Source organism: Taibaiella sp. KBW10 (assembly GCF_003852495.1).
In the GTDB taxonomy this organism is placed as follows: Bacteria; Bacteroidota; Bacteroidia; order Chitinophagales; family Chitinophagaceae; genus Edaphocola.
In genome coordinates this window covers 115,405-131,688 of the sequence record NZ_QAJI01000004.1, presented here as the reverse complement: position 1 = coordinate 131,688, position 16,284 = coordinate 115,405, and the positions used below count along the sequence as shown (strand labels likewise).

The 16,284-nt window shown below is 41.5% G+C and carries 15 protein-coding genes; 7 read left to right on the top strand and 8 right to left on the bottom strand.

Going from position 1 to position 16,284, the window contains the following annotated elements; translation table 11 throughout:
* The first annotated feature begins 66 nt into the window (after positions 1-66).
* From DBR32_RS08230 to pnuC, 5 genes are all read left to right on the top strand, one after another.
* On the top strand, positions 67-1,329 hold the full coding sequence (locus tag DBR32_RS08230) for an asparagine synthetase B (protein WP_124635839.1): 1,263 nt from the start codon (positions 67-69) through the stop codon (positions 1,327-1,329).
* 51 nt (positions 1,330-1,380) lie between these two features.
* Positions 1,381-1,665, top strand: a complete 285-nt coding sequence (gene paaB, locus DBR32_RS08225; protein WP_124635838.1) for a 1,2-phenylacetyl-CoA epoxidase subunit PaaB — start codon at positions 1,381-1,383, stop codon at positions 1,663-1,665.
* Between the two features lie 41 nt (positions 1,666-1,706).
* The gene (gene paaC / locus DBR32_RS08220) at positions 1,707-2,519 is read left to right on the top strand and encodes a 1,2-phenylacetyl-CoA epoxidase subunit PaaC (RefSeq protein WP_124635837.1); all 813 of its coding nucleotides are present in this window, start codon (positions 1,707-1,709) and stop codon (positions 2,517-2,519) included.
* A gap of 69 nt (positions 2,520-2,588) precedes the next feature.
* On the top strand, positions 2,589-3,104 hold the full coding sequence (locus DBR32_RS08215; protein WP_124635836.1) for an outer membrane beta-barrel protein: 516 nt from the start codon (positions 2,589-2,591) through the stop codon (positions 3,102-3,104).
* A 224-nt stretch (positions 3,105-3,328) separates the two neighbouring features.
* Positions 3,329-3,988 (top strand): nicotinamide riboside transporter PnuC, encoded by a 660-nt coding sequence (gene pnuC / locus DBR32_RS08210; protein ID WP_124635835.1) that lies wholly within the window; start codon positions 3,329-3,331, stop codon positions 3,986-3,988.
* A gap of 175 nt (positions 3,989-4,163) precedes the next feature.
* Here the strand turns inward: pnuC and DBR32_RS08205 are convergent, their stop codons facing one another.
* Both DBR32_RS08205 and acs read right to left on the bottom strand, forming a co-directional pair.
* Entirely contained in the window at positions 4,164-5,189 is a 1,026-nt protein-coding gene (locus DBR32_RS08205) for an Omp28-related outer membrane protein (protein ID WP_124635834.1), read from the bottom strand.
* A gap of 142 nt (positions 5,190-5,331) precedes the next feature.
* Complete coding sequence (gene acs, locus DBR32_RS08200) at positions 5,332-7,239, bottom strand: acetate--CoA ligase (RefSeq protein WP_124635833.1); 1,908 nt, start codon at positions 7,237-7,239, stop codon at positions 5,332-5,334.
* 366 nt (positions 7,240-7,605) lie between these two features.
* Between acs and gcvP the strand changes: the two genes are divergently transcribed.
* Together gcvP and DBR32_RS08190 are read left to right on the top strand one after the other, a co-directional pair.
* Positions 7,606-10,491, top strand: coding sequence for an aminomethyl-transferring glycine dehydrogenase (gene gcvP / locus DBR32_RS08195; protein WP_124635832.1), 2,886 nt, complete (start codon positions 7,606-7,608; stop codon positions 10,489-10,491).
* An 87-nt stretch (positions 10,492-10,578) separates the two neighbouring features.
* Positions 10,579-11,235 carry an outer membrane beta-barrel protein gene (locus DBR32_RS08190; RefSeq protein ID WP_124635831.1) on the top strand — a complete coding sequence of 219 codons (657 nt, stop codon included), beginning with the start codon at positions 10,579-10,581 and terminating at the stop codon, positions 11,233-11,235.
* Between the two features lie 81 nt (positions 11,236-11,316).
* Here DBR32_RS08190 and plsX read toward each other — a convergent pair whose 3' ends face one another.
* The 6 genes from plsX to DBR32_RS08160 form a co-directional block, all read right to left on the bottom strand.
* Positions 11,317-12,264, bottom strand: a complete 948-nt coding sequence (plsX, locus tag DBR32_RS08185) for a phosphate acyltransferase PlsX (RefSeq protein ID WP_124635830.1) — start codon at positions 12,262-12,264, stop codon at positions 11,317-11,319.
* 79 nt (positions 12,265-12,343) lie between these two features.
* Positions 12,344-12,553 (bottom strand): 50S ribosomal protein L32, encoded by a 210-nt coding sequence (gene rpmF, locus DBR32_RS08180; protein ID WP_124635829.1) that lies wholly within the window; start codon positions 12,551-12,553, stop codon positions 12,344-12,346.
* A 31-nt stretch (positions 12,554-12,584) separates the two neighbouring features.
* Positions 12,585-13,160, bottom strand: coding sequence for a DUF177 domain-containing protein (locus tag DBR32_RS08175; RefSeq protein WP_124635828.1), 576 nt, complete (start codon positions 13,158-13,160; stop codon positions 12,585-12,587).
* A 52-nt stretch (positions 13,161-13,212) separates the two neighbouring features.
* Entirely contained in the window at positions 13,213-14,115 is a 903-nt protein-coding gene (locus DBR32_RS08170) for a DUF58 domain-containing protein (protein WP_124635827.1), read from the bottom strand.
* Between the two features lie 85 nt (positions 14,116-14,200).
* The gene (locus DBR32_RS08165) at positions 14,201-15,322 is read right to left on the bottom strand and encodes a rhodanese-related sulfurtransferase (protein ID WP_233559689.1); all 1,122 of its coding nucleotides are present in this window, start codon (positions 15,320-15,322) and stop codon (positions 14,201-14,203) included.
* Between the two features lie 105 nt (positions 15,323-15,427).
* On the bottom strand, positions 15,428-16,078 hold the full coding sequence (locus tag DBR32_RS08160) for a bifunctional 2-polyprenyl-6-hydroxyphenol methylase/3-demethylubiquinol 3-O-methyltransferase UbiG (protein WP_124635826.1): 651 nt from the start codon (positions 16,076-16,078) through the stop codon (positions 15,428-15,430).
* Positions 16,079-16,284 lie beyond the last annotated feature (206 nt).

Below are 16,284 nucleotides of genomic sequence, written 5' to 3'. Positions count from 1 at the left end.
AAATATACTTGTACTAGCTGAATTGACAAATTAGATTACTGCAATAATTTTCTTAATTTGCAACAAATGAAAAAGTCCGTTTTTGTATTTCTATGCCTTCTGGCCGGCCATCTGCCCCTTTTTGCCGCAAAGCTATATATACCCATGAATGCCGATGACCAAAGCAACCATCTAAAGGCTTATGGCATTGCTTTTGTTGCACTCCAAAGCAGCGTTACGGTCGATTGGCTGCTCAATTATGATGGCGGGGCTTTTGCCATGGATCAGAATGAAGCGATCGAACGTTTGTGTAAGGTGCGTGGAGTAGATTATAAGGTGATTCCTGACGGCCAATACCTGGGTATTGTAAACAAGATTGTAGACCCCAATTTTAACGGGGATATCATTAAGCTGGAAAAACCACCACGCATTGCGGTGTATACCCCAACCTCGAAGCTTCCCTGGGACGATGCGGTGACCATGGCCCTTACTTATGCCGAAATCCCTTACGATAAGGTGTACGATGACGAACTAATGGGCGATAAACTCAATCAATACGACTGGTTGCACCTGCATCATGAAGATTTTACAGGACAGTTTGGTAAATTCTGGGCTAATTACCGAATGGCCAACTGGTATATAGAAGACGTAAAAACACAGGAAGCCTCGGCGCATAAACATGGCTTTAAAAAAGTATCGCAACTCAAATTGGCTGTGGCACAAAAAATCAGAGATTTCGTGGCCGGCGGGGGCTATCTGTTTGCCATGTGTTCGGCAACAGACAGCTATGATATTGCGCTTTCTGCAGAAGGGGTGGATATTTGTGAGCAACCTTTTGATGGCGATCCGATGGACCCTAATGCGCAACAAAAATTAAATTATGACCATTGTTTTGCCTTTAAGGATTTTATATTAGAACGTAGTCCAACCCGATATGAATATTCAAGTATTGACAATACGGACTACCGACAGGCCAGACCCGATAATGACTATTTTTCCTTGTTCACCTTTTCAGCAAAGTTTGATCCGGTGCCCTCGATGTTGACCCAAAACCATACAACTACGGTTAAAGGGTTTGTAGGGCAAACAACGGCTTTTCGGAAAGAATTCATTAAAAGTAATGTAATTGTCATGGGGGAAAATAAGGCAGAAAACGAGGTGCGTTACCTTCATGGCGAATATGGTAAAGGAACGTTTACCTTTTACGGAGGGCATGATCCGGAAGATTATCAGCATGCCATAGGCGATCCGCCGACCGATCTATCATTGCATCCAAAATCTCCGGGCTACCGGTTGATCCTGAATAATGTCTTATTTCCGGCTGCCAAGAAGAAACCGAGAAAAACATAAGGACAATTGCAGCAAATTGTTTATTTTTACGCACTAAATAATATATGAATTATGAGTCAGGAATGGCCTTTATGGGAAGTTTTTATCCGTAGCAAAACAGGTTTGGATCATAAGCACGTAGGAAGCTTGCATGCTGCCGATGCGGCTATGGCTATGGAAAATGCCAGAGATGTATATACCAGAAGAATGGAAGGAGTAAGTATCTGGGTAGTGGAAAGCAAGCATATTCATGCCTCTAATCCCGATGAAGCAGATGAAATGTATGACCCGGCCAATGATAAAGTATACCGCCACCCTACTTTTTATGTGCTTCCGAAAGAAGTGGAATACATGTAATCTGTGATCTTTAACGCCTTTGTACAAAGGAAACCGTATTTATGTCAGTCAATAAACTTAATTATATTTTACAGCTTGCCGATAATGCTTTAATTATCGGGCATCGCATCAGCGAATGGTGTGGACATGGCCCTATCTTAGAGCAGGATATTGCCATTACTAATACGGCTTTAGATCATTTAGGCCAGGCCAGGAGCTTATTTCAATATGCTGCGGAAGTCTATAATGATTTAACACCCGAAGCCCGTCAGTCTGCTTTTACTAACCTCAACCTGCCTGAAGGTCAGGAAGCGGATGAGGATACACTGCCCTATCTCCGGGATGCCTGGGATTTCAAAAATGCTTTATTATTAGAACAAGACAATAAAGATTGGGCATACACTATTGCCCGTTCTTTCTATTACGATCAGTTTGCCGTACTACATTATACTGCCCTCAAAAACAGTAAAGATGTGGTGATCGCTGCTATCGCAGAAAAATCTTTGAAAGAAGCCAAGTATCATTTAAAATGGAGCAGCGAATGGGTAATCCGTCTAGGCGACGGTACACCCGAAAGCCATGCCAAAATACAGGAAGCCATTAATGAGTTATGGGCTTATTCGGGCGAATTATTTATCCCGTCTGAGGCAGAGAAAGATATGATTGCAGGCAGTATCGCCACTCCAATGGAGCATTTAAAAACGGAATGGTTGTCTAACATATATACAGTATTAAGTGAAGCCACTTTAAGTATGCCCGATGCGAATGCTTGGATGCACACGGGTGGCAAAACAGGTACACATACCGAACATATGGGCTTTATTCTTACCCAATTACAATATGTACAAAGAGCTTATCCGAATATGAGCTGGTAGGTGTATGTAATATTCCAAAACAATATTTCACAAAGAGCGACGTTAATAAAATAACGTCGCTCTTTTCGTTTGTGTCAGACGCAACTGCGACAATCACTCATCTTAAATATATCGCTTGAAACCGAACATGAAGCAAATACGGGTTATAGTCATATCACTAAATTAAGAGAACAAAAGCGTATGCTTACTTTCGGAGCCGGCATACAAGGCTTATATAGCATCGACGATCATTGGCAGTTGGGTATTTCCTTTCAATATTCCAAGGAGCAATATGAGGGCAATATCTACCTGCGTAATACGCATCAAAACCCGATGTATTATTGGCAACACGAATCTGCCTCTTTTTTATGGATGCCGGTACAGGTACGGTACAATTTCAGACAGGCTAAGCATAAAATAAGGCCATATATATACCTGGCAGGCACACCACGATATTACCTAAACTATAACAACAGAATCTTAGACGTAGCACCTTTAGATGCATACACGACGCATGTTTTTAGCGTTGCAGATATCGGTTTCTCCGGATACCGCAAATTTGATATTGGTATCACCACAGGGGTGGGACTTATATATAGCATCTGACAGAATAAAGATAAGCGGAGAAGCATTTGTATACTAGGGATTATTGAACCAGTTAAACACAAAATTCTCACTATCCCATAACGTACATTACCTACAACAACTCCGTCTGCAGGCTGGTGTACTCTGCACTTTATAATACCTTACTGCACCATAAAATATGTTCGTATATAAGGGATTGAAGAAGGCCACATCTCTGAAGCAGATGTATTACATTTGTATCCCTTATGGATTTGATTCAATATTTAATAGCCCCGTATAAAGAATACAGTGTACAATTTATCTTGCTGGAATCCATCGCCGTAATCTTCGGTGTATGGAGTGTATTGCTTTCTATACGCAAGCATATAGGCGTATATCCTACCGGTATCATTAGTACCGCTTTATATGTATATATTTTATTTAAGGCAGGACTAATCGGTGATACATTGATTAATTTCTATTATACCGTCATGAGTATTTATGGCTGGATCATGTGGAATAAAGTAAAAATAGATGAGGTGCATATACGCGTAAGCAGGACGAGCAAAAAAGAATGGATCATCTGTGCCTGGCTGTTCCTTTTCAGCATTGTAGCCGTAAGTATTATTTATTATTACAAACCCTTGCTGAATGTGTCAGACAAACCGGCTGTGCTGGGATGGGATCATTTAGACTGGGCGAATTACCTCGATATCTTTACGACCTCTATATTTCTGGTAGGGATGTGGCTGATGGCCAAACAAAAGGTAGAAAACTGGCTTTTCTGGATCGTGGGAGATTTGATCTGCATCCCGATGATGCTGTACAAATCGCTTGGACTAACGGCCTTGCAGTACTTAATTTTTACCATATTGGCAATAAATGGTTATATAAAATGGCAACGGAGCATAGCGCATCATAAATAAATTGGGTATACACTTTTAAGAAACAAGGACTTACTTTATTCTTTTAGTTTCCATTTATAGCTATAGCATTTGCCTTGATGCAAAAGGTAACGCCAAAAAATCAAGGCTATAACTGTATAGAGATATAAATAAAAGCCGGCTGAATAGCCGGCTTTTATTTATATCTAATTTATTATTACTTACTAACTACTAAAGACGTGTTGCCGTAAATACCTTCACCCATCACACTAACCTGGTATGTACCACCGGCCAGCATTTGTACAGGGATCGATACATTATTGGTTCCGGCAGCAAAATAACGCGCTGACTGGCTATATACAACTCTTCCGGTCATATCCGTTACTTTAAGCGATAATTTGCGGGAGTCCGTTAAAGACAGCGCCAGGTTGGCCGTACTACTTGACGGATTAGGGAATACAGAAATACCGGAAAGAATGGTTTTATGATTTACAGAAGTTGGCGAAGCACCTGCTTTCGCAGCATTTACAAACTTATACTTAGTACCTTCTTTCTTATAAATAACCAATAATACAGAGATATTATCTGTTCTCCAACCGCTAGCTAAGGTCATCGTAAAGTCCTGGCTATATTCTGCATTAGCATTAACCGAACCATTTGCTAGCTGAACACCCCAAGGTGAATGATTGTCCAGCATACTGCCTCTTAACAGGTAGTGATGCTCTACGGTACCGCTTTGCCCGTTTTGTGTTGCCAGTACCTTATCTTCTACAACAAATGCAGAGAGATAATATTCACCAGATGTTGCTGTCCAGAATTTCGATTTAGCGTTCACAGTAAGCGTAGTCCCACTTATATTGAAATATGCGGCAGGGCTGGCAACTGCAGTAGTCGCTGCAAAATTATTGTACAAAGCACGAACACCAGAAAAGGACGTACCACCATCATCATTATTTACAATAAAAGTCGGATATCCCCCAATCGGAAAGTTGGATTCGAAAGCATTATAACAATTTGCATTCATCGTGGCCGGAGTGCTGGAGCCCATAACACCCACATAAAATCCGTTGTCTCCCAAGTCGGGAATGACCTGATTGGCCAAGTTCCAACCCCAGCTACCACAGGGACCGCACCATGTTTCCGTAAATTTACATACGAGCGAGCGCGATTTCATTTCAGGAGTTTGCGCTTGTGTAGTGGCTACAGCGCCTGCGCACAAAAAAGTAAAAATTAGTTTTTTCATAACATTAATGTGTTTTATTTCACTCAAATATAAGCACAAGAATTAATATTCAAAATATTTTGCATGTTTTTTTTCTGTTTTAAAGATAATAAAAAAAAGAGCCGGTCTGAGACCGGCTTTCAGCATAAGTATCTGGGATACACTACATCCTATCATTTTTAATCTCTTCAACTACTTCAGGATTTAATAAGGTAGAAATGTCGCCGAAATTACTAAAATCGCCTTCTGCAATCTTACGCAAAATCCGGCGCATAATCTTACCTGAACGCGTTTTAGGCAATCCGGAAACAAACTGAATTTTATCTAATTTGGCTATTGGCCCGATCTGCTCAGAAATAAGCTGGTTGATTTCTTTGCGTAGGTTCTCCCGGTCGCGGCCTTCTCCACTTTCTTTCAGGATCACGAAACCATATAAGGCGTTCCCTTTTATATCATGCGGGTATCCGACAATAGCACTTTCCGCCACTGCAGGATGTTCATTAATGCTGTCTTCAATAGGTGCCGTACCCAGGTTATGTCCCGATACAATCACCACATCATCTACCCGGCCGGTGATGCGGTAATAACCGACTTCGTCCCTTAAAGCACCGTCACCGGTAAAATATTTACCGGGAAATGCCGTAAAATAAGTCTCCTTATAGCGTTGATGATCGCCCCAAATGGTGCGTGCAATACCCGGCCAGGGAAAGCGGATACATAAATTACCGGTTACCTGGTTACCCGTAATCTCATTACGCTTATCGTCCATCAATACCGGCTGTACACCCGGTAAAGGTAAGGTCGCATAAGTCGGTTTCGTGGGTGTGATATAAGGCAAAGGGGAGATCAGAATACCACCGGTTTCCGTCTGCCACCAGGTATCAACAATCGGGCTGGTCTTTTTGCCCACATGATCGTTATACCAATGCCAGGCTTCATCATTGATGGGTTCACCCACCGATCCGATCACTTTTAAAGAAGAAAGATCATGCTTTTCCACCCATTCTGTACTTTCTTTAGCTAAAGCGCGAATTGCCGTGGGCGCGGTATAGAACTGTGTTACTTTATGCTTTTCAATTACCTCCCAGAAGCGGTCTGGTTGCGGATAAGAAGGTACTCCTTCAAAAATCACAGTGGTTGCCCCATTTAATAAGGGACCATATACAATATAGGAATGCCCGGTAATCCAGCCGATATCGGCCGTACACCAGTAGATATCATTCTCTTTATAATTGAATACATTTTTAAAGGTATAAGCCGTGTAGACCATATAACCCGCGCTGGTATGCAGCATGCCTTTCGGTTTGCCGGTAGAACCGGAGGTATACAGGATAAACAAAGGGTCTTCTGCATCCATAATTGCCGGAATATTATCTACAGGTGCCTTTTCCAAAAGGGGCGCCAGCCATTCATCACGCCCTTCCTGCATGTGGATAGCCACTTCTGTTCTTTTCACCACCAGCACTTTCTTTACACTCGGTGCCGTCTTTAAGGCATCGTCTATAATACCTTTCAGGTCTATTTTTTTATCACCCCGAAAACTACCGTCTGAGGTAATCACCAGCTTACAGCTACAGTCGTTGATGCGGGAGGCTACTGCAGCAGCAGAAAATCCGGCAAATACGATTGAGTGTATCGCTCCGATGCGCGCGCAGGCCAGCATTGCCACTGCCAGATCTGGAATCATTGGTAAATAGATGCAAACCCGGTCGCCCTTTGTGACACCCTGATCCCTTAAAACATTGGCCATCTTGCCTACCCTGTCATACAATTCCTGATAGCTGATGTGTTGCGCCGCTTCTTCTGGATTATTGGGTTCGAAAATAATCGCCGTTTTATTACCGCGCTCACTCAAATGGCGGTCCAGGCAGTTTTTAGTAATATTTAGTTTCGCATTGATAAACCATTCAATCTTTCCCTCACTCATATCATAATTCAATACCTTCTCCCAGCGCTGATACCAGACAAAATTTTCATCAGCAATTTTATCCCAGAATTTCTTGGGATTTTTAATAGACTTCTTGTACTGTTTAAAATAGTCCGGCAGGCTTTCGATTACATAATTTTTCATCTTTCTTTCAACTGTTTATATCTTTAAAGTTCTGCTATTTTTTATAATTTATAAAGACTATTTTGGTATTGATTATTTTAAAAGTCTGTTAAGGCATAAAGGGGTACACAACATGCATCAAACAGGCAAACAGGGTGTGGTGCTGATCATATAGCCGATCTGTCTTTCAGGTGAGCATTTGCTGATGCGCAATATCATTTTATATTTCTTTTTGACAAGCTGTATATAATACATTTTAATTAATCAAACATATAGTGAACGATAAAAAAAATATAATTTTCTTTTTTATTGAAAAACGCCATTTCGTATGATGAAGAATTAACCTTAAATTTGCACCTTCATACACAAATCATATATACATATATAATGAATCTATTTTCGCAATTACAGCACGAGTTTAAAGGCCGTCACATTGGCCCTAATGAAGCTCAGACTAAGGAAATGCTTGCTACTATTGGTATAGATAGCATAGATGCTCTGATTGACAAGACCATCCCTTCTGCCATTAGAATGACAAAGGATCTGAACCTGCCACCCGCGCTGAGCGAACAAGATTATTTAAGAATGCTGAAAAATGTATCCTTACACAATAAAGTATTCAAAACGTATATCGGACAAGGGTATTATGATACTGTAACCCCTTCCGTAATCCTGCGTAATGTTTTTGAAAATCCAGGTTGGTATACACAGTACACGCCTTATCAGGCGGAGATCTCACAAGGCAGATTGGAAAGTTTATTAAACTACCAGACAATGGTCAGCGACCTGACTGGTTTACCTATTGCCAATGCCTCTTTATTAGACGAATCGACTGCAGCAGCAGAAGCGATGTCTATGTTTTTCCATGCTGCGAATAAATCGACCAGCAATCCGGAAAAACCAAAATTCTTTGTAGACAAACATACTTTCCCGCAAACAAAAGATGTAATCACTACCCGTGCAACCCCATTGGGTATTGAATTGGTGTTTGGCGATTATAAAACGGCGGCTATTGATGAGACCTATTTTGGTGCCATTGTACAATATCCGAACAGTTTGGGTTCTGTAGAAGATTATACTGCCTTTACGGCAACGGTACACGCTGCAGGCGGCTATGTCGCTTATGCAACTGATTTGCTGGCTTTAACCCTGCTAACCCCTCCGGGCGAATTAGGCGCGGATGTGGCTTTGGGTTCTGCTCAGCGTTTTGGGGTACCACTTGGATTTGGTGGTCCGCACGCGGCGTTCTTTTCTTGTAAAGATGACTTTAAACGCAGTATTCCAGGTAGAATTATCGGTGTAAGTATCGACGCGCAGGGCAACCGTGCCTTACGTATGGCTTTACAAACCCGCGAACAACATATTAAACGCGAAAAAGCAACCTCTAACATTTGTACCGCGCAAGCTTTACTGGCTAATATGGCGGCTATGTACGCGGTATACCATGGACCGGATGGCTTGAAAGCGATTGCTTCAAGAGTACATATTCTGGCACAAACTTTAGCAAATGCTTTAGCGGAAAATGGCCACGAACTGGTTTCTACAGCGTTCTTCGATACAGTAACCATTACAACGAATAAAGGTGCCATCATTCAAAGCCAGGCAGAAAAAGCAGGCATCAATTTCCGTTATATCGGAGACCATATGGTGAGTATTTCTTTAGATGAAACAACTTCATTTGAAGACCTTGCCGATATCATTAACATCTTGAACGATGTGCTGGAAGCGGTCAGCTATGATGCCAGCGATGCACAGTTGTTACAAAATATTCCTGCTGCTTTAGTAAGAACATCTGCATACCTTACCCATCCTAATTTCAACAGTCATCATAGTGAGACCTTGATGATGCGTTATATTAAATCTTTAGAAAATAAAGATTTAAGCCTGAACACGAGTATGATTTCTTTAGGAAGTTGTACCATGAAGCTGAATGCGGCTACCGAAATGATTCCTTTGAGCTGGTCTCACTGGAGCAGAATGCACCCATTCGCACCTAAATCACAAACACAGGGTTATTTACAGATTGTAAAAGAGCTGGAAAGCTATTTGTCTATCATCACCGGTTTTGCGGGATGTAGCTTACAGCCTAATAGTGGTGCCAATGGCGAATATGCGGGTTTATTATGTATCAGAGCATATCATGAAAGCAGAGGAGAAGGCAACAGAAATATCATGCTGATTCCAATTTCTGCACATGGTACCAATCCGGCATCTGCTGTTATGGCGGGTTACAAAGTGGTTGTGGTAAAGGCTTTGGAAAACGGTTATATTGATGTAGCGGATCTGCAGGCTAAAGCAGAACAATACAAGAATGACCTGGCGGGTATCATGATCACCTACCCTTCTACTTACGGAATCTTTGAAGAAAGCATTAAAGATATTACCCGAATCATCCATGAAAATGGTGGCCAGGTATATATGGATGGTGCCAATATGAATGCTCAGGTAGGCTTAACGGCTCCCGGATTTATCGGTGCTGATGTTTGTCACTTAAACTTACATAAAACCTTCGCCATTCCTCATGGCGGCGGCGGACCGGGTGTAGGCCCGATCTGTGTTGCAGCACACCTGATTCCTTTCTTACCAAGCCATGTGATCAATGAAAATGAATTGAAAGGCAAACCAAGCAATGCGGTATCTGCGGCGCCTTATGGTTCTGCTTCTATCTTACTGATCTCTTATGCGTACATCAGAATGCTGGGTACCAAAGGGGTGAGAATGGCTACGGAATATGCAATCCTGAATGCCAACTATATGAAAGCCCGCTTGAAAGACGATTATGAAATTTTGTATAGTGGCTCCAATGGTACTTGCGCGCATGAGTTTATTGTAGATTTAAGACCGTTTAAGAAAACGGCAGAAATCGAAGCGGAAGACGTGGCGAAACGCTTGATGGATTATGGTTTCCATGCACCGACTATGAGCTTCCCGGTACCGGGCACGATCATGATCGAGCCTACAGAAAGTGAAGATAAAGGAGAGCTGGATCGTTTCTGTGATGCGATGCTGGCCATCCGTGCGGAGATCAGAGCGATTGAGGAAGGCAATATGGATAAAGCAGATAACCCTCTGAAAAATGCACCGCACACACAGTTTGTGGTGATCAATACGGACTGGAATCATGCCTATACCAGAGAAGAAGCGGTATATCCTTTACCTTATATCAAATCGGCTAAATTCTGGCCTACAGTGGGTCGTGTCAACAACACCCACGGTGACCGTAACCTGATCTGTACTTGTGAACCGATTGAAAGCTATATGGAAGAAGCTTAATCGGTACATATTTATACATTTCATAACAATATACGCTCCCGGCAAGAACTATCTTTGCCGGGAGTTTTTTACAAAAAATACTACCATATGATGATCAAAAACACAAAACTTACTTTATTGGCCCTTACGGCTACTTTAATGGCCACTCAGGCACAGGCGCAATTTGCGGTCGGGCTACATGGCGGCGCAGCAATATCCCGAACGGATGCAACCCCTAATGGCACGAATGCCGTTTACGGATTGAACGGCCAGTATGATGCCTTACGTTATCTCAGTATCCGTTTAAATGCCGTACACGGTACCTTGAGCGGTGGAGACAAGGCGGTGCCGGCAAATATGTATTATGAGAATAATTTTTATCAGGCAGACCTTAACCTGAAATTTTATCCTGTCGGTATAATGAAACAATCGCGCACGGAAACCAGTTTGTATTATCTATCTAAAATATATGCCGGTGTCGGTATTGGCGTACTGAATAACAATACTAAGATTCATAATGTTGTTGCAGACGTCTTTAATTATAAAGGAAACTATAAAGGTACCGACTATGTGGTTCCGGTAGAATTCGGGATTGACATTCCCCTGAGCCGCGTTTTTTCGGACAAAGGCCTTTCTCTTAACCTTAACTACCGTATCAATTACTGTGGTTCTGATAAGGTAGATGGTTATGACCCTAACCTTGCGTCTAACAAAAGTAAGGACGTATACAATGCGGCTACACTAGGCATCAGTTATAAATTCTAATCATAAACCCCATACAAACAAAACAGGCTGTCATTTTTGACAGCCTGTTTTGTTTGTATCTAATCAATATATTTTGTGATGCTATTGTACGGCATTAAAATGCTTTTTCATGGCATCGATCAATCCTGTTTCAATCACTTTCTCCGCACTGCGTATCATTGCTTTGAAAGCAATAGCATTAGAGATTCCATGACCAATAAGCACCGGGGCATTGATCCCTAAGATCGGCACACCGCCATATTGCTCATAGTTAAATTGCTCCAATAAAGGATCGTCAATCTTATTACGCTTTTTAAACAAATCGTATACCGATTCGGCCAGTTTCAGCATCAGGTTTCCGGTGAATCCTTCACATACGGCAACTCTGGCTTTGGTACTGAATAAATCGCGTCCTTCGATATTACCAACAAAGTTCAGATAGGTGTTTTCTTTTAATAAAGGATAAGTCGCCTGGCACAGGATATTTCCTTTACCTTCTTCCTCTCCAAGATTCAAAAGCCCCACTTCAGGATTTTTAACGCCCAATATATATTCGGCATACAATGATCCTAAAACGGCAAACTGTACCAGGTGTTCCGGTTTACAATCTGCGTTGGCTCCTACATCTAATAGCAAGTTATGTCCATCATCTTCTCTTGGTACATGCGAACCAATAGTGGGTCTTAATACACCTTGTATAGGCGCTACGGAATACATAGCTCCTACAAGCATTGCACCCGTATTGCCGGCACTAAGAAAAGCATCAATTTTTCCCGCTTTCAACAACCCAAAGCCAATAGCAATGCTGGATTGCGGTTTTTCTTTGAGTGCTTTGGTAGGATGCTCATTCATCTCAATAACCTGAGGTGCATGTACAAACTGGTAGCGGTCAACGTAAGCTTCTAATAATGGTAACAGCGGTTGGCATGCTTCTTCGTTTCCTATCAACACTAAACGAGTATCGGCATTTTCCTGAAAATATGCCAAAGCCCCTAGTACGGCTTCTTTGGGTGCTAAATCACCACCCATCAAATCGAACCCTATATTCATAATATATTTGGTTGAGCTATTTAGTATGATCTATAAATAAAAATGTTGGTAATTTTCCTTTACCAACACTTTTTACATATTATTCAGCAGTTTCTGTAGTCTCTGTGGTAGCGTTATCAATAACTACTTTTCCACGATAATACATTTTACCTTCGCTCCAGTGAGCGCGGTGGCGTAAATGTGATTCTCCAGTAACTGCATCTGTACTGATTGTTGCTGCTACTGCTTTGTAATGCGTACGACGCTTAGCTCCTCTTTGTGCAGAATGACGACGTTTAGGATTTGGCATGATGTTTAAATTTTACTGTAAATTATTGTTATTAATTCTGATTATTATTCTTAAAGGCATCTAAGCCTTTCCAAATATTCTTATTTTTTTCTTTTTCGGCTTCTTCTTCCGCTTCTGCCTGTTGGGTCATTTTATCCAGCAAAGCAAGATTCTCTTTATTGCAGGTTGTATTTCCCTCAGCATCTTCTGGATGTACGCGTTGCATCGGAATACTCAGCATAATGAATTCGTATATCCACTCTGAAAGGTCAATAACCGTTTCATTCTTGGGCAAAAATACGATATCTCCGTCATCTTCCGCATCTTCATCTTCCGCTGTAGGTTCTTTTAGTTTAACGATCAGGTTAAACTCATCCCACAAAGGTAAGGTAAAGGGATCACCACAACGGTCACAAGCCACACCAACACTACCGCTGATGTCAAATTTTAAGGCAAAGTAATTAGGCTGTTTATCAAAGGTAACTGTTACTTGAATATTCACCGCTTCCAGATCATCAGCATCTGCCTCTATCAACTCAAAAAACTGTTTTCCTATCTCGTATGTATAGGTATGCTCACCATTTTTAAGACCTACATACGCTATTTCAAACTCTCTGTGGTATTTCATACACTATTGTACACTAAAATTAGGTTTGCAAAAGTAAATATTTTTTTTGATATTACATCAATTTATTTCTTTTAGATAAATATTGCTGCAATATTATATTCATAGATTCCTTAGTATCACAAGGTACAAGGTCTATATTATACTTCATACAATGTTCGTAGAGCCTTTTATGATATGCTTTTATTTTATCTACATACAGGTTTTTCACCTCTCCTGCTTTCAATTTAAGCCGGTCTCCGGTTTCCATATCCACAAATTCATAGGGCCTGTTCTCAAATTCAAAATTCCATTCTTTATTCCCCTCGCCTACATGAAAGATGATCACTTCATTTTTTTGGTGCTTTAAATGCTGCAAGGCATTATAAAATTCCTGCTCGCGGCGCACGTCTTCCATAAAATCGCTAAAAATAATGACCAGCGCACGTTGTGGCATGGTTTCCGCGATTTGGTGCAATACTGCCGGTAAATCCGTTTGCCCGGTAACGGGAGGGGCCACCAGGAGCTTCTCCATTTCGGTCAGTAACATTTTATAATGCCGCTCACTCGATTTTACCGGAGAGGACCAGTAAGTACGCTCGGTAAAAAACTGCAAGCAAGTGGCATCCAATTGTTTTTTAAGCAATTGCATAATGGCTGCAGCGCCCAGACAGGAAAAATATAGTTTACTCATCCCCTCTGCCGGATAATGCATCGAAGCAGAGGTATCCAATGCAATACAGCATTTCAGATTGGTTTCCTCTTCAAACTTCTTGATAAACATCTTATCGCTTTTACCATAAACTTTCCAGTCTATATAGCGCAGGTTATCACCCGGATTATACAAGCGATGCTCCGCAAATTCTACCGAAAAACCATGAAACGGACTTTTGTGCAGTCCGATAATAAAACCGTCTACGACCTGTTTGGCCAGCAGTTCCAGGTTTCCGGTATCAAATGATTGGGGCGTCAGTTGCATGGGCTTAAAGATAAGACATATCCGCTTAGCACAAGGGTTTTAAGCAAAAAAATGGCCAAACATTATGTATTTGGCCATTCGCATTTTATATGTTTGTCTTTCCTCTCTCCTGCTCCCATTCGGAACGGTGTTTTCTCAGTGGATGATCTTTCGATTTATTGAATATTTTCACCCCGTTCTCCCTCCCGGTCCTGCGGGCACGTTGCTCTTCAATCGGTAAATGATACTCTTCAGTACAGGTATCGCTGCAACAGCCGTCATACTTTACTTTACAAGCATCACACTGTATAAATAAGAGATGGCAACCATCATTATTACAATTGGTATGCGTATCACATGCAGTACCGCATTGATGGCATTCAGAGATCACCTCGTCGGTAATGCGCTCTCCCAGCCGCTCATCAAAGACAAAGTTCTTACCGATAAATTTAACCGGCAGCCCCTGCTCTTTTGCTTTACGGGCATATTCAATTATACCCCCTTCTACATGAAATACATTTTCAAAACCCTGGTATAACATATATGCACTGGCTTTTTCACAACGAATGCCACCGGTGCAGTACATCACAATATTTTTATCTTTCCGGTCTTTCAGCATTTCGGCTGCCATGGGTAATTGCTCCCGGAAGGTATCCGAAGGCACCTCTATAGCCCGTTCAAAATGGCCTACTTCATACTCGTAATGATTACGCATATCTACAAAGATGGTGTCTTTGTCTGCAATCATCTCATTCACCTCTTCCGCCTTCAGGTATTTGCCTACTTTAGACAAATTAAAACTCGGGTCTTCAATACCATCGGCCACAATCTTATCCCGTACTTTCAGGCGTAAGACCCAAAAAGATTTACCATCATCATCTACCGCAATATTTAAACGAAGCCCATCCAATTCAGGAGACTGTGTATATAAGGTTTCTTTAAAGGCCTCAAACTGGCTTTGCGGTACGCTGGCTTGGGCATTAATACCCTCATGCGCCACATAGATGCGGCCAAAAACCTTTAATTGTTCGAATTTGATGTATAGTTCATCCCGAAAAGCCTTTGGATCGGCAATAGGAAAATACTTGTAAAAGGATACTGTAATGCGGGGCTCGGTCTCGGCCAACATACGCTGTTTCAGTTCCTCATTAGATACGCGGTTGTGTAACACTGGCATGGTGAACGCTTCTTTGTTTTTAAGGATCGGATTGTAAAAAATAGGGTACAAAGATACTATTTTTCCAGAAATATCATAAGGCAGTACCTATGATATACTTGCTACCATACCCATCCACCAGAACCAGCAATAGGCGGTATCAGCTGGTCCTTATAATCATTTTACAGCGATTAGTGTATAGTGTGGATAGACGTACATGGTTCGTTTCTGCTCCAGGACAACGTTTAAACCACTTTGTACTAATAAGGCTTTGGCATTGTTCATACTTAATTCATTACCTATTTCTCCGGCAAAAACCAGATCATGCAGTTTATTGGCGTAGACTAAAGGACTGGCAGCATTGATGTCTTTCAGGATGAGCCTCGCCCCGGGCTTTAATAATCCTGCAATATTTTTTATGAATGCTTCTTGTAGTGCTTTGGGCACATGGTGAAGTACATCTATCAAAAAAATCACATCCATTTCTGAAAGTGCCTGAGGGAAGTGCATGCCATCATAGGTATCAAATACGTATTTTTCTTCCGGATAAGTACTGAACAGGTTTCGGGCATTGGCAATGAGCCTTGGTTCAATCTCAATACCAAACACTTTTCCGGCTTTTGTAAACCGGGACACCAGCAGTAAGAACTGCCCGGAACCACAACCGATATCACCAACTTTCTCTCCGGGTTTTACTTCGGCCAACAATTCAACAAAGGGACAGATAAGGGACCGGTATCTTATTTTCAGGCCATCAATAAAGCCGGTACTCTGGTATTTTTCTTTTAAAAAACTAATGATAGCAGGATTCGTAATGGTGTTTTCCATATAAGACAAAAAGGGTCGATACTATTGATTTGCAATAAGTTCTAAAGTTACAATTATTATCACTACTGATATCTGAATAATAAAATTCTTCAAAAATTAACCATCATAAGCACAATCTCTTCGACTAGCCTCATCTAAGAACCGCTGCAGGCGGATACTAAAACAGGCAGGTAAATGGGGACATTACACATGCAAAAAGCCCTTCC